Source organism: Streptomyces sp. NPDC051555 (assembly GCF_044454405.1).
Classification (GTDB): domain Bacteria; phylum Actinomycetota; class Actinomycetes; order Streptomycetales; family Streptomycetaceae; genus Streptomyces.
Genome location: NZ_JBITDP010000027.1, coordinates 79,763 through 93,893 on the forward strand (window position 1 = coordinate 79,763; position 14,131 = coordinate 93,893).

Below are 14,131 nucleotides of genomic sequence, written 5' to 3' on the forward strand. Positions count from 1 at the left end.
AGTTGTGGACATCCACCACACCGACTAGCCGCTACCGCCTTTAGGGCGGCCCTGTCGGGCAGCTAACGGCCTTTCGGTTCACTCCGCAAGCGAGGAGGCCGAAGCGCCTCGTTCGGGCGCCAGATCGCCACTAAGCGCGTTTCCTCGCGAGCGACAAGCGGTGACAGGACATCGTCCGGTTGCAGACCACAGGGCAGCTGCCGCATCCGACGCGAGAAACGGAGACTCCTCGACTCCCGCGGACCGTCCCAGCTGACGGAACCCCCGAGCCCACCGTCCCGAAAACAGCTGTTGACGGGCCAGCCTCTCCCAGGATGATCCCGGACCATATGGAAGGGCGGCGGCTGCCCGCGTCCCGGGCGGCCGATCACACCAGCACGTCGGGCTCTCCCCAGGACACAGGGACCGGCAGCGCTTCCGGCCCCCAAGAGTTCACGCTCGGTCCCGCAGGGCGGTCCCATCGATTCGGTCCCCGCCGCAGGCCCGGGGACCGGTCCCCTGAGACGTGCGAACCCGGTCCCCGATCGACCGCGATGTCCTTGGAACCGCTGGCGGGCGGCCTCATACACCGAAGCAGCCAGGCCTCGTCTGCTTCGGTTCCCGTTGACGGCCGGGGACCGGGGATGCGGGAAAGGGACCGAATAGGAGACACCCCGAGTTGGGGACCGTGCTCGGGACCGAGGGCCGGGGACCCGTTGGGGACCGCGCTTGGGGACCGGGGACGGGGACCGGGGACGGGGACCGGCTGGAGCGGGGACCGGGGACCGGGGACCGGGGACCGGGGACCCGTTGGGGACCAAGTCGGGAGCCGGGAGCACGTCGGGGACCAGCCTCCGAAGGGGCAGCCGCCAGAACCCCACACCAGCCGTATCGCTGGCACACCTCGGAACCCCAGCACCCACCGCGCCCAGGCCGTCACGACCCCACGGAACCCGTCGTGCCGCATAAACCCGACACCATCCACCGCGCCGCACAGCCAATGATGCCTGCCAAGAGAAGGACGCCACGTGCACGACCAGAACAACCTCGTCAAACTGCCCGGCTAGCAGCAAGCATCCACAACCCCAGCCATGGGCGGAGCAAGTTGGGACGGAAGCGTAGCTTCCGTCGACCCCGCCCCCGAGAGGGCTGGGGAGGACCTGCACCAGGTGGCACAGGTCCGCGAGGCTTCGACCGAGGGCGGATCGAAGCCTCAGCGGGAAGAGAAGCCGTCCGAGCGCCACAGCCGCCGTACCCGCGCCGATCGTGCCCGAAAGCACCCGCGACAGCCGCATGAGAAGAAGCGCCTGCGCCAGCCCAAGACCACGCCGGTCCGGACCTGGGCCAGGGTGAGGACGGAGCCACCACTTTGGGCGTCCTCGCGCCGCGCCTCCCGCGCAGCCCGTGCTCCACCGGCACACCGCCACCCCTTCGGCGTTCAGTCTCGGAACACTCCCAGCAGGTCTTGGCCGAGCCGGGATGGCCCGCCTTGACTGCCACTCTCGCCGACGCCCTGAGGATCGGACGCGACCCGGCCTCCCTGACCGCCGAGGCCACCCGCCGCCAAGAACTCGACACCGCGGCATCCATTAGCGACGTCCTCGCCTGGCGCCTGCGCCACAGCGCCCACTTGCCCGGCACCCCTGCCCAAGGCAGCCTGCGCGCACCGTTCCCGGCTCCCGCAACACAGTCTGCGTCCAAGGCGGCGAGCGGGCCAGTCCGACGGCTCTGAGCAGAGGCGAGCGGCGAAAGATAGCCGACGACCCCCGGTCAGCCAAACCGGGGATTCTCCAGACCATTAAGACATCACCCGTTCCACACACCCTCGAGGAGCACACCTATGCCCGAACCCGAAATCCGACCCCACATCGTCGCCCTCCTCTGCGACTCGCACCTGAAGTACCGACGCGACACCAACACCTGGTCCCACATAGACGGCCGCCCCTTCACCATGGAGGAACAGGCCACCGCTTTCTCGACCACCCGCGCCGAGTTCGAAGAGTTCGCGGCACAGCACACTCGCTACATGGAGTACCTGCGGATGAAGACAGAGGCCCCAGAAGCCCTGCAGCGGTTCCTCGCCCCGTTCATGGATCAGCTCACCACGAAGACCCTCGGCAATGCCGTAGAGCTCATGGCCAAGGACGACAGGGCAGAATTGGATCGGCTTCTTACCGTCGTGACCGAGCCCGCTCGCCGCTTCACCCCGTACACCTTCTGACGAACACCACCGGGGCCAACGCAACTCACCGTTGGCCCCGTCGGCATGCCCCCATGTCGTACCGCTAGATCACGGCCCCGGACCCGAGTGCGCCGGCATCGATGGCGTCCCGCAGGACGTAGGCAATCTCCTCGGGCTTGAGGTCGATGCCGTCGATCCCCTCCGTGGTCAGCGGGATCTCCTCCAGGGCGTATTCGCCGCGTCCCTCGGCACTGAACTCGGGGCCGGTGCGGTCTGCGAAGGACCACGTCGCGATGCGGGCGAGGTAGAAGAGCTGACGCTCGGCGTCGGACTCCATCGTGTGCAGGAGGCGGACGATGTCCGCCTTCCCCGCGATCTCCTCATGAATCTCCCGGTGGAGAGCGGCCTCCCGGGACATGTCGCCCTCCTCGACCCCGCCGCCGGGCAGCACCCAGTACACGGGGAATCCGGGCCTGGTGCGGCGGATGACCAGCATCGTGTGGTCGGCGGTGACGAGGACGGCTCGGACTCGTTCGATCATGTCGGTCTGTCTCCTTGCTCGTTGACACCTCAGTGGAGCAGCTCGACACCATCGACGTGGACGGACTGCCCAGTGATGAACGACGTTCAGCAGCGCGGGGGGACGCCAGGCAAAGCCCGCCCGGCGATGCGCCCGCTGAGGTCGAACACGCCGAACACAGAAGCAGTTGTGCAAAAACTTCGACATCAACTAAAGTCAAGACCGCACTGGAATGCTTCGATGCGTAGTCCGACCCTAGGAGTCGTCCGCATGAGTGTGCCTCCGTCGCAGTGGGCGACCAACGTGTTCGGCGATCAGGCCGCAGCTGTACGCCTCGGCGTCGGACAGGGCCTTCGCAACATGCAGGCCAACGCACAAGCCGCACAGGAACAAGGCGCAGCTCGCACCACTCGCGCCTACGGCACCAGCCGGTACGAGAACCAGTACGAGCGGCTGCAGGACGAACTCAAGGACCTGCCGGGCGCCCGTGCGGTCCAGCCCTTCGGGTTCCCCTACGAGCTGATGCTCATCGGCAACGGACTGCTCTACCCGTTCCGGTACGCCAAGACCAAGTCCGACGTGCGCAGCGCGCGCATCCCCAACGAGACGCGGCTGGTGAAGGAACTCTTCACCTTCGCGCCGACGCCGAAGCACACCCAGGACCCGTTCGACCTCGACTTCGGGGCGGCTGTCACGGTCGCTGAACCGCGTGGCGCCCTGGCCACAATCCCGCCGGACACCCAGCTGATCCTGGTGCCCTTCGCCTGCAACGCCTCTGAACTGCTGGAGGCGTACTGGGGTATCGCCGCTCTCGGGATGAACCAGCAGCTGGAGTGGACCACCGACCCCGAGGCGCTCCACCTGCCGCAGGCGGTCGCCTCGTACACGTCGCGGCCGATCATCATCCCGGGCCAGATCACGGCGCACACCAGCTTCGCCGACGGAACCGAACCCACCCTTACGCTGTCCTCTCGAACCGCCTCGGACCGGGCCCTGCACGTGCCCGCTCAGACCGAGGCAGAACCCGTCGAGGACCAGACCAGCGAAGACGATGCGACTCACTAAGCAAGACCTGATTCCCGGTACGGAAGAACGAGGCGCCACGCCGCGTGCCATCTCCGACGGCTTCGATCCCACTCGGCTGACGCAAGCCCGTCGGCTGGCGGAGATGACGAAGAAGGACGTGGCGGCGCAGCTCGGAGTGACGCCTGCCGCGGTGGGTCAGTACGAGACAGGGGTCTCCAAGCCACGGCCTGACCTGATTCCCCGTCTCGCGGAGATCCTCGGAGTTCCGGTGACGTTCTTCCTGTTGGGAAGGCCGGCCAACCGGCTCGACGCCTCCATGGCGCACTTCCGAAGCCTGCGCAGTACGCCGAAGTCCCAGCGAGAGCGCGCTCTCGCCTTCGCCGAGCAGGTCTGGGAGCTCACCTACGCGCTGGAACAGCGGATCCAGTTGCCCCTCGTGGATCTGCCCGGCTTCGCCGGCGGGGAAGTCCACCCCGGCGAGGAGCTGTCCACCGATCCCGCGTCCGCCGCCCGCGAGCTTCGCAGGCGCTGGGGTCTCGGCGACGGCCCTGTCACACACCTGGTGCGCCGGATGGAGTCGCACGGCATCGTGGTGGTGATGCCACCAGCCAGTGATCCTTCCGCTGCGAGCGTGGACGCCTTCTCCACCCGGGCCGCGCGGCCGCTCGTCGTTCTGACGGCCAACCGGGCGGACGACATCTACCGGCACCGGTTCACTGCCGCGCATGAACTGGGCCACCTGGTGCTTCACGGCGATGCCACCGGCGACAGCCGCCAGGAGAAAGAGGCCGACGCGTTCGCAGCCGAGTTCCTGACACCTCAGGCCAGCATCCTGCCCCTGTTGCCCAGGCGGATGGATATCGCACGACTGACGGAGCTGAGGGGAGTCTGGGGGGTATCCCTCCAGTCGCTCGTCTACCGATGCCGCGAGCTGGGACTGATCTCCGACGCCACCGCCAGCAGGACGTACCAGCGCCTGCGCGCGCTCGACGGCCAGCCCGGCTTCACGCCAGAGTCGGTCTCGAACTTCTCCGGTGAGCAGCCTTCGCTGCTCGGTCAGGCCTTCGACCTGGCGTCCAAGGAAACGAATCTCTCGGTGTCCGAGCTGGCGCATGAACTGGCTTGGACCAACAGGCGGGTTCGAGATCTACTCGGCGTCCAGGAACAACGGCCCGTACTCCACCTCGTCCAGTAAGGCGAAGGCTCCGACTACCAACACAGTCCACGCCGACCGCGAGGCATCTCAAGGGCGTTCGACCTCGGTGCGGATTGCTGGGGCCAGGAGTTCGACCGCCTCCAGCCAGGGGAAGCGGTCGGCGCCTCCGCCGGACTTGGGAGGGTGGGGCTGGTAGCTGCTGACCAGGACGCCCATCTCGCGGAGCTCGGCCAGGCTTCTCTGGTACGCCCGGTGAGCGGCGAGGGCGCTGTTCACGTACGGGAGGACCACGGTCGGGACTCCCATGCCGGTGGCCTCGCACAGGATGCCGAGGGCGAGGTTGTCCGCGAATCCGGCCGCCCACTTGTTGACCGTGTTGAAGGTGGCCGGCGCGACGGCGATGGCGTCGGCCGGCGGGAACGGCCGCGCCTCGCCGGGTGAGCGCCACGCCGAGCGGATCGGGTACCCGGTCTGAGCCTCGATAGCCGCGGCGTCCAGGAAGCCGAGCCCCTGGGGTGTTGCGACCACACCCACGTCCCAGCCCCGCTCCTGTGCGGCGCTGATCAGTCTGCCGACATCGTCAGCCACCCCGGCCGCGCACACGACGACGTACAGGAAGGGCTTGCGCTGCGGCTCGGTCACGCGGGTACTCCCAGTCGGCGGCTGAAGTGGTGGAGCTCTGGCAGCGTACGACGGCGGTCCCGGGCGGCCATGTCGGCGACCAGTTCGCGGACAGCGGGACGGCGTACATCCTGGGCGGCGCAGGTCTCGGCGATCCGCAGGGCCTGATAGCCGTCGGCGAGACGACCCTGCTGGGCGTAGGCCCGGGCGGTCTCGATCCAGAGGGCGGCTCGGCGCTCGGGTACCGGGATGTGGCGGCGCATGAGCGGGCGGGCCGCGTCGAGGGCGATGCCGGCGTCACCGAAGGACACGGCGGCGCTGATCTGGTGCAGCGTGACGTTGGTCGGGCTGAAGTTGGCCCAGACGTCCGGCTGGTCCAGAGCGATGTACTGCGCGACCTCTTTCGCTTCGGCGACGAACTCGCTGGTCGCAGCTCGGTCGCCGGCGCGGCTCGCGGCCGTGACTCCGCGAAGCAGGAGCAGGCCGAGGACGGCGAGATGGTGCGGAGAGCGGCGGTCGTACGAGCCGGTGAGCTGGGAAGCGGTGTGCTGGACCAGCGTGACCGCCTGGCGAGCATGCTGCTCACGCACCAGGACGTGCGCCTGGAGCCGAACGCTGGCGGCGAGGACGAGCGGGTCACCGAAGCGCTCCGCCTCGGCCATGGCCCGGCCGACGGCGAGCCACGCCGTACCCGCGTCTCCCCGCTTGAGGAAGAGGCTGGCCGAGGTCTGGTAGGCAGTGGCCAGGAAGCGGGACACCTCCTCCGGCTGCCCTGAACTGCGGGCCGCCTGGCGCAGATCCGTGATCAGGCCGGGAAGCGTTCGCTCCAGCTCCGTGTAGTCGCATGTGGTCAGAAGCTGCCGCACGTTCATGGCTCGTTGCCGAAGCTGTTCCGCGGAGGGCGACTCGGTCGTCGAAGCCGCCAGCACGCCGGGAAGTAGAGCCTGGACCAGGGCCGGATGCGCCGCCGCCACGGGTACGGGGGTAGCGAGCATGGTGACACTGGCGGCAAGCAGGGTACGGCGGCGCAGCATGTCCTCGGTCTCCGGATCGTCGGGCTCGGCTTCCAGGGCGGTCTCCGCCAGCCCGAGATGGGCCGGCGGGATCCGCAGGACGCGGGCGACTTCTCGGAGGACTCGGATGTCCTCGGTTCCGCGCCCGCCCTCCAGGCGGCTGATCTTCGACTGGTGGTAGCCCAGATCGGCGGCCACGTCCGCTTGTGAGCGGCCCCGTAAGACCCGCGCTTGGCGGAGCAGCTCACCGACGCGGTGTGCCTCGCCCTGTGTGTCGGCCATCTGCGCCACGGCCCCTTCTGCCGAGACCGATCCTGCCTGCTCAACCGAGCCTAGCGGCAGGGAACTTGCCCGCCATGCACAACCTGCATAAGCGATGCAGCGCCCGCACAGGACATCGCGGAGCCCGTCCACGAACCGGTTGCCTGGTGGAACCGCACCCCTCCAGGAGGAGTTGATCGTGGCACTCACCCAAGCCTCTGCATCGAACCCTGAGGTGATCGCCGTACGCCCTGGGAGCCCGCTGTCCGGCTCCGTCCGCGTCGACGGTTCCAAGAACGCCGCCCTGCCGATGCTGGCCGCAGCGGCGGCCGTGCGACGGACGGTTCAGCTGGACAACGTCCCGGCCAGCGCCGACGTCCAGTCCATGCTGGCACTGCTCCAGGGAGCCGGCTGGCATGTCGCTCAGGCCGTCGGGCAGCAGGGCAGCCTGCTGGTCATGGCACCGGAGACCGCACCCACTGCTCCCGATCTGGGCCGTGCCGCGGGTATCCGGGCTTCCTACTACCTGGTGCCCGCCCTTCTAGCCCTACAGGGCAGCGCCCGGCTGCCCTGGCCCGGTGGCTGCCGGATCGGGGAGCGCGGGATGGACCTGCACTTCAAGGTCTACGAGGCGTTCGGCGACCGCGTGACCGTCCAGGACGCCGGTTACATCGTCGAGGCCGGTGAACGGCGTACCGGCGTGGTCTCCCTCGCACTGCCCTTCCGGTCGCGCGGCGCGACGATCGCCGCCGTGCTCCGTGCGGTCGTCTCCGGCCAGGCCTTGCGCCTGGGTCTGCCGAACCTGTCGCCGGAAGTCCTCGCTGTGCTGGACGCCCTCGGCTCGGCGGGTTGGGAGGCCCGGGTCGGTGAGCAGGTCCTCGACCTCACGACCGCGGTGGTCCCCGCCGAGATCCCCGCCTGGCGAGTACCGGGCGACAAGATCGAGGCGGGGACCCTGGCCTGTGCCGTGGCCGCCACCGGGGGCAACGCTCGGATCGAGGGCATCCGCGGGCGCGACCTCTTGCCATTGCAGGCCGCGCTCCAGCGTCTGGGCATCCCTACCTCAGTCCGAGACGAGGCCCTCCTCGTTGACGGCGGAAACGCCCGGCCGACAGGTCAACCCTTGCGGGCCATCGCCACCCTGTCGCCGGGCGGCCTGGACGCGGACTTCGAGCCCCCGCTGATGGCCCTCGCCCTGAGCCAGCCCGGCACGCACCTGTTCGCCGACTCGATCAACCCCGGCCGACACGGCAACCTGCTTCCCCAGTTGGCCAGGCTCGGCGCCACGATCGAGGAGATCTCGCCCACCGAGTGCCGGCTGACCGGGCCGCAGCGCCTGACCGGGGCCGGCGTCGAGGCCACGGACATCCGCACCGGATCCGCCCTGATGGTCGCCGCTCTGACCGCCCGCGGGATCACCACCCTCGGCGGCGTCGACCAGCTCCGCCGAGGCCACGCCGACCTGCCCGGCAAGCTCCTCCACCTCGGCGCCGACATCTGCGAGGTCACCCCATGACCGCGAGCCGTTCGGTGCGCCAGATCATGGCCACCACCGACGTCCACTCCGCCCTCGGCGCGGGCGACCTGCTGCTCGGCCACCTTCACCAGTCGCGGGCGGACAATCTCCTGGTCGACTGCGGTGACTTCTTCGAGGGCACCGGCTACTACCGGCTTGGCCAGGGCGCCCTGGAAAGGGAGATCCTGCTCGGCCTGTACGACGTCATCGCGCCGGGGAACCATGGCTGGCCGCACTACTTCGAGCCGATGCTCCGGCAGCGGACCGTGTGCGCGAACACGGTCGACGCCGCGAACGGCAGCGCCCTCTTCCGGCGTCTGCGCATCGTGGAGGTCGCAGGTCGGCGTACGGCCGTCACCGGGGTGATCGGTCTCCAGGCATTCGAATCGATCCCCGTCGGCCAGCGGTCCGGACACCGGGCGACCGACCCAGTGCAAGCGCTGCGCGAACTGATGCTCGCGCACCACCACGAGGTCGACTCCTGGGTGCTCCTCAGTCACTCCGGTTTCGAGGAGGACCTCAGGCTCGCCGAAGCCTGCCCCTTCCTGGACGTGATCTTCGCGGGCCACTGCCACAGCCGGCACACGGGCCCTGCCCGCGTCGGCAACACCGTCGTCCTCAAGGGCCGCGAACTCGCCGTCGGCTACGCCATCGCGGCGCCCGGTTCCGCCGGCTGGGTCGGACGTACGGCCCTGTTCCCAGACTCCGCCGAGGCCGTAGCACCGGACCTGCCGCTCGAGCTGGCCTCCTTGCGGGACCGCATGGCCATGGTCGAGGCCCAGCTGGCTGAACCCCTCGGACGGATCGCGAAGCCCTACCGAAATCACCAGCTCGACCGCCGGGCCCTCCTCCAGGCCGTCGCCGACCGGCTCCACAGCGGACTGGGCAGGGAGGCGGTCGTTCTGAACGAGACCACCGTTCGCACGACCCTGCTCGGCGAGGTCCTGACCACGGGTGACCTGCTGACCATCGAGCCGTTCGCGAACACCCTGGTCGAGGCCCGCGTCGCGCTGGCCCACCGCCACGATCCCGAGGCCCTCGTCGCGCACCTCGCCGAACGGGTCGGCCCACTCGTCACCTCCCCCGACCCCCTTCCGGCCGGGCTGACGAGCGTGCTGACCACCGACTACTTGGCCGACAGCTGCCTCGACGGCCGCACCCACCCCGCCGGCCTCGGCCTCGGCTCGGCGATCCGGAGCATGCTGACGAACGGAGACGACCAGTGATCCTGACCGGCCCCGAGATCACGTCCGCGTCGCAGGACGGGCGGTTGCGCATCAGTCCGTTCCTGCCCACCCAGGTCAACCCGAACAGCTACAACGTCCGCCTTGGACCGGTCCTTCTCACCTACACGGAGGAGGTCCTGGACTCCCATCGCCCCAATCCCACGCGCCGCATCCAGATCGGTGACGACGGGTACACGCTGCAGCCCGGCGAGCTCTACCTGGGGCACACCCAGGAGGAGGTGGGCTCCGACTGCTTTGTCCCGCTGCTGTTCGGCCGTTCCTCCGTGGGCCGCCTCGGCCTCTTCGTCGAGATCACCGCACCGATCGGGGACATCGGGTTCCACGGCCAGTGGACGCTGATGCTCACCCCAACCCGTCCCGTCCGTATCTACGCCGGGATGAGGATCGGGCAGATCATGTTCTTCGTCTCCGAAGGCGCGGTGGACCTGTACGCAGGCAAGTACCAGGCGGCCTCCGGTCCCCAGTCCTCCGCCTACTGGCGCGACCTCGACGCGTCGGAGGCGGCGTCGTGATCCTGACCGGACGTGCCATCGCCGCCGCCCACGCCGCGGGCCACCTCGCCATCGACCCGTACGACCCGAGGCGCCTCTCCCCCAACGCGTACGACTGGCGACTGGGAAGCACCCTCCGGGTCTGCGAGGGGGACCTCGACGCCGCCGTTCCCACCGCCTTCCGCGAGCTTGCCCTCCCCGACGACGGATACGTCCTGGAGCCCGGCCACCTCTACCTCGGCCACACCCTGGAGCGCACAGGCTCCGAGACCTACGCCCAGCTCCTCAACGGCGACCGGACCACCGGATCCCTCGGCATCTGGGTCCACGTATCGGCGCCGCTCGGGCACCAGGGCCACGCGATCCGCTGGACCCTGGAGATCCGAGCCACCCGCCCCGTACGCGTCCGGCCCGGCATGACCTTCGGCAAGCTCGTCTTCCTCCGCACCCATGGCTCCCCCGCCAGCTACCAGCAACACGGCCTCAAGTACCGCACCAGCGAAGGCATCGAGACGTCACGCCTCTACGAGGAGAACCCCGGAGGCCGTCGATGAACGCCCTCGTCGCCACCGCCCTCGACCTGCCGTACCCCAGCCCCGGCGGCAGCGTCGAACTCTTCCTCGACCTCTACACCGGCGCACAACCCGCCATCCCCGCCCGTGCCTTCATGCTCGCTCCCGATGGTCCCCGACCCCGCACGCCTGCCGGCCTCGACCTCCTCCACGCTTCAGGCAAGTCCATCAGCGGACCCGCCTTCAGCCGGTACATCACGAACCTGCGCCACGCCATGACGACCGCCATCGACCCGCGTCAGATCGGCATCCTGCACCTGCACCACCTGGCCTTCGGCGCCACCCCCGCTCTCCTGCGGGCGCTGCCCGCTCACCCGCGGATCGCATTCGTCCACGGCACCGACCTGCTGTATGCCGAGAACCACAGCACCCAGCTACGCATCCTGCGCGAGGCCGCCTCCGAAGCCGACGCGATCGTCGTCCCCACCGGTGCCATGGCCGACCGCCTCCTCAAGCTCACTCCCAAGACGGACAGGCGCAAGATCGAGAAGATCCCCTGGGGCGTCCCCGACCACCTCCTGACCAGCCCACCACCCCGGCCCGCCCGGCGCCCCGCCAGCCATCTGCGAGTGCTCTTCGCCGGGCGCCTCAGCTCCGAGAAGGGGCTCGAACCCCTCCTGCAAGCCATCTCGGCCACCCCCTCGGTCGAGCTGAGCATCGCCGCCCCGCGCGCCCAGTTCCACGACCTCACGCCGGTCATCCGCCAGCATGGTGTCCACGTCCGCTACCTCGGCTGGTTCCGCCGGCAACAGCTCTGGAAGGTCTTCGCTGACCACGACGTCCTTGCCGTGCCCTCCACGACCCTGGAGGCCATGGGGCTCGTCGCGCTCGAAGCTCAGGCTTGCGGACTCCCTGTCCTCTACCAACCCGTCCCCGGACTCAGCGAAGCCCTCTCCGGCAGCGGCCTGGCAACCGACTTCACCAACGCCACCACCGCAGCCCACGATCTCCACCGCCTGCGCACGACACCCGGCCTGCTGGAGATGCTCCGGGCATCCGGCCGCACCAACGCCGCCCGCTTCCCTCTCAGCACCACCGTCGCAGCCATCTCCGACCTCGGCCGACGGCTCGCCTGACCCCGCCTGTGGCGCAGCGGGCACTGCCCTGGCCGCGTCACTAACCTGGCCAGTGGACCACCCGCGACCCACGACGATCGGGAGACCATGACCCCCACCAGCGACCGGATCGAAGCCCTCCTGCAGACCGGAGTGCGCGACGAGGTCTATCCCGGCGCGGTGTGGGCGGTCGGGGACGCCGCCGGCATCCAGGCCAGCGGAGCCGTCGGCCTCCTCGACCCCACCCAGCCGGACGAGCCGATGCGGCTGGACACCGTCTTCGACGTGGCCAGCCTCACCAAGATTCTTGCCGTCTGGTCCACGATCGGCACTCTCGTGGAAGAGGGGAAACTCCAGCTCCACGCACCCCTGGGCGCCTTCTGGGACGAAGTCGCGGGTCACTCCCTGGCCGAGGCCACGACCCATCACCTGCTCACCCACACCGCCGGCCTGCCGCTGCGCGCCAACCTGAAGAACCTCTACGGCACCGACCCCCAAGACATCCGCGACGGGGTCCTCCACGAGGCCCTCCACCGCCCGCCGGGCGAAGCCGTCGAGTACACCGACCGAGCCGCCCTCATCCTCGGCTACCTCGCCGAGCACCTCGCGGGCCAGCCCCTGGACCAGCTCGCCACCGACCGGATCTGGCGCCCACTGGGCATGACCGGGACCAGCTTCGGCCCCCTCCCCGATACTGAGGCGGCCCGCTGCGCCCCCACCGAGTACGACGACACCACCGGCACCCACCTCAAGGGCACCGCCCACGACTTCTCCGCCCGTCTCCTCGGCGACGTCTGCGGCATCGCCGGCACCTTCTCCGTCCTCGACGACCTCGCCCTCTTCCTCCGCCACATGCTCGCTCCCACCCAGGCCGCCTTCGGCCCCACCTGGATCAAGGACTCCCTCCGCCTCCACACCGGCGACCTCACCCCCGCCCGCGGCCTCTTCTGGCACCCCGCCCCCGGCACCGACCCCGCCGACGACATCTGGGTCCACTACGGCTTCACAGGCACAGGCATGTGGATCAGCCCTACGCAAGCCCGCTGGGCCGTCCTTCTGACCAACAAGCTCCGCCTCAACCGCGACCGCGAGCCCCTCACGGCTGTCCGCAACGCCTTCCGGGCAACCGCCTTCGACACAAACGATCCGCAGTAGACGCAGCCGGGTCGAAGGCGGCCACATCGGTCCCTCGCCTGATCGAACGTGGAAACACGAGTCCGCCTGCGCCGGTACAGCGGGGTCTCTGAGGTCCAAGAGCTCCGCGAAGTGGGCGTCCCATATCGCGGGCTAACTCCCCTAGACGTCGGAGTCATCCGCGCTTGCGAGAGGGCCCAGGTAAGTGACCTGAGCCTTTCTTCGTTGTCTAGACCTCTTGGGGTCGGCGTGCCACTCGCGTGCCATAGGAGACCTCGCATGACGTCAGGGCGCTGGGTGGCAGGCAGCACGATCCGAAGCCCACCCCGCCGTACGTGCGATTGGGTGATGACGCAGTGATCGTGGATCTGAGCAACTACGAGCTGGTGTGGCCGACATCGCTGTTCGTGTCGTAAGGGGAACGGATCCTGAGGACCAAGGGCTCCCAGCCCTCGTGGGAAGAACACGTGGAGTGCTCCTGACGAAGGCCCTGGTCGGATCGACAGCCGTGACGGACTCCCAGGAGGTCGAGACTCTCCATGCCGGCTGGGGCCCCACGAGGGAAGGCCGGTACAGAGGAGACACCCGGGAGGACGGGTTCTCGGAACTCATGAGCCGTGCTTCGGAGATCCGGCCGCAGCCACGCCCTGACCGTACTGGCCTCAGTGCCAAGGGCGCGGCTCGCCTACCACCGGGAGCGCCCCGGCCCAGGCGTCCGCCAGCACCGTCGGCCAACGCCTGGGCCGGCCGACCAGACCCGCGACGGAGGGAACCTTGGCGATCAGGGGCATCAGCTGGGTGACGTCGTTGCGGTTTCCGCCGGTCAGCGACACGGCGAGCGGGATGCCCTGCCCGTCGACGAGAACGTGGTGCTTGCTGCCCGGCCGTACTCGGTCGACCGGGCTGGGCCCGCTTCTGGGCCGCGTCGAGCGGCCCGGACATGGCTTGAGTCGTTTCCCCGCCCGCGACCAGTCGAGCTGCCTGGCCGTCAGCAGCGTCTTCAGCAGGACCAGGCGGAGCCGGTCCAACACACCGGCCTCGTTCCACGCGGCAAACCGCCGCCAGCACGTCATCCCCGAGCCGAAGCCGAGCTCCTGCGGCAGGTACTCCCACTGGATCCCGGCATGGAGCACGAACAGGATCCCGCACAGAGCCTGCCGGTCCGGCACCCGAGGCCGCCCCGCCAGCAGCTTCGACGCCGGAACCGGAACCGGGAACAACGGCACGACCGGCGGCCGGCGACCACAGTTCGGCCGCGACGACGGCGACGAGGGTCTGGCCGCCCCAGTGGGGAGGGAAGTTGGCCGGCCCGGGAGAGTCGGCCTGCCGCACGGGGCCACCCGGGCGGGGGAGGCGGA

12 protein-coding genes and 1 pseudogene are annotated in these 14,131 nt (G+C 69.4%); 9 read left to right on the forward strand and 4 right to left on the reverse strand.

The window, feature by feature from the left end; all coding sequences use genetic code 11:
- The first annotated feature begins 1,819 nt into the window (after positions 1-1,819).
- Positions 1,820-2,200, forward strand: coding sequence for a hypothetical protein (locus ACIBEA_RS36660; RefSeq protein WP_399267541.1), 381 nt, complete (start codon positions 1,820-1,822; stop codon positions 2,198-2,200).
- A 64-nt stretch (positions 2,201-2,264) separates the two neighbouring features.
- Here the strand turns inward: ACIBEA_RS36660 and ACIBEA_RS36665 are convergent, their stop codons facing one another.
- On the reverse strand, positions 2,265-2,702 hold the full coding sequence (locus tag ACIBEA_RS36665) for an NUDIX domain-containing protein (protein ID WP_399267542.1): 438 nt from the start codon (positions 2,700-2,702) through the stop codon (positions 2,265-2,267).
- 249 nt (positions 2,703-2,951) lie between these two features.
- Between ACIBEA_RS36665 and ACIBEA_RS36670 the strand changes: the two genes are divergently transcribed.
- Together ACIBEA_RS36670 and ACIBEA_RS36675 are read left to right on the forward strand one after the other, a co-directional pair.
- Positions 2,952-3,746, forward strand: a complete 795-nt coding sequence (locus ACIBEA_RS36670; RefSeq protein ID WP_399267543.1) for a hypothetical protein — start codon at positions 2,952-2,954, stop codon at positions 3,744-3,746.
- A complete protein-coding gene (locus ACIBEA_RS36675) occupies positions 3,733-4,902 on the forward strand; it encodes a helix-turn-helix domain-containing protein (protein ID WP_399267544.1) in 1,170 nt (389 codons plus the stop codon). The genes ACIBEA_RS36670 and ACIBEA_RS36675 overlap by 14 nt, the downstream gene beginning before the upstream one ends.
- Positions 4,903-4,950: 48 nt before the next feature.
- Here ACIBEA_RS36675 and ACIBEA_RS36680 read toward each other — a convergent pair whose 3' ends face one another.
- A complete protein-coding gene (locus ACIBEA_RS36680; RefSeq protein WP_399267545.1) occupies positions 4,951-5,505 on the reverse strand; it encodes a flavoprotein in 555 nt (184 codons plus the stop codon).
- A complete protein-coding gene (locus ACIBEA_RS36685; RefSeq protein ID WP_399267546.1) occupies positions 5,502-6,779 on the reverse strand; it encodes a helix-turn-helix domain-containing protein in 1,278 nt (425 codons plus the stop codon). The genes ACIBEA_RS36680 and ACIBEA_RS36685 overlap by 4 nt, the downstream gene beginning before the upstream one ends.
- A 214-nt stretch (positions 6,780-6,993) precedes the next feature.
- On the opposite strand from ACIBEA_RS36685, the gene ACIBEA_RS36690 reads away from it, so the two are divergent.
- From ACIBEA_RS36690 to ACIBEA_RS36715, 6 genes are all read left to right on the forward strand, one after another.
- The gene (locus ACIBEA_RS36690) at positions 6,994-8,274 is read left to right on the forward strand and encodes a UDP-N-acetylglucosamine 1-carboxyvinyltransferase (protein WP_399267577.1); all 1,281 of its coding nucleotides are present in this window, start codon (positions 6,994-6,996) and stop codon (positions 8,272-8,274) included.
- Positions 8,271-9,500 carry a metallophosphoesterase gene (locus tag ACIBEA_RS36695; RefSeq protein ID WP_399267547.1) on the forward strand — a complete coding sequence of 410 codons (1,230 nt, stop codon included), beginning with the start codon at positions 8,271-8,273 and terminating at the stop codon, positions 9,498-9,500. The genes ACIBEA_RS36690 and ACIBEA_RS36695 overlap by 4 nt, the downstream gene beginning before the upstream one ends.
- A complete protein-coding gene (gene dcd, locus ACIBEA_RS36700; protein WP_389697142.1) occupies positions 9,497-10,033 on the forward strand; it encodes a dCTP deaminase in 537 nt (178 codons plus the stop codon). Before ACIBEA_RS36695 ends, dcd begins: the two co-directional genes overlap by 4 nt.
- A complete protein-coding gene (locus ACIBEA_RS36705) occupies positions 10,030-10,566 on the forward strand; it encodes a dCTP deaminase domain-containing protein (RefSeq protein WP_399267548.1) in 537 nt (178 codons plus the stop codon). The genes dcd and ACIBEA_RS36705 overlap by 4 nt, the downstream gene beginning before the upstream one ends.
- On the forward strand, positions 10,563-11,660 hold the full coding sequence (locus ACIBEA_RS36710) for a glycosyltransferase family 4 protein (RefSeq protein WP_399267549.1): 1,098 nt from the start codon (positions 10,563-10,565) through the stop codon (positions 11,658-11,660). Before ACIBEA_RS36705 ends, ACIBEA_RS36710 begins: the two co-directional genes overlap by 4 nt.
- Before the next feature lie 87 nt (positions 11,661-11,747).
- The gene (locus tag ACIBEA_RS36715) at positions 11,748-12,794 is read left to right on the forward strand and encodes a serine hydrolase domain-containing protein (protein ID WP_399267550.1); all 1,047 of its coding nucleotides are present in this window, start codon (positions 11,748-11,750) and stop codon (positions 12,792-12,794) included.
- A gap of 698 nt (positions 12,795-13,492) precedes the next feature.
- On the opposite strand, the pseudogene ACIBEA_RS36720 reads toward ACIBEA_RS36715, so the two are convergent.
- Positions 13,493-13,954: pseudogene (locus ACIBEA_RS36720) on the reverse strand (transposase); the annotation flags it as partial.
- Positions 13,955-14,131 lie beyond the last annotated feature (177 nt).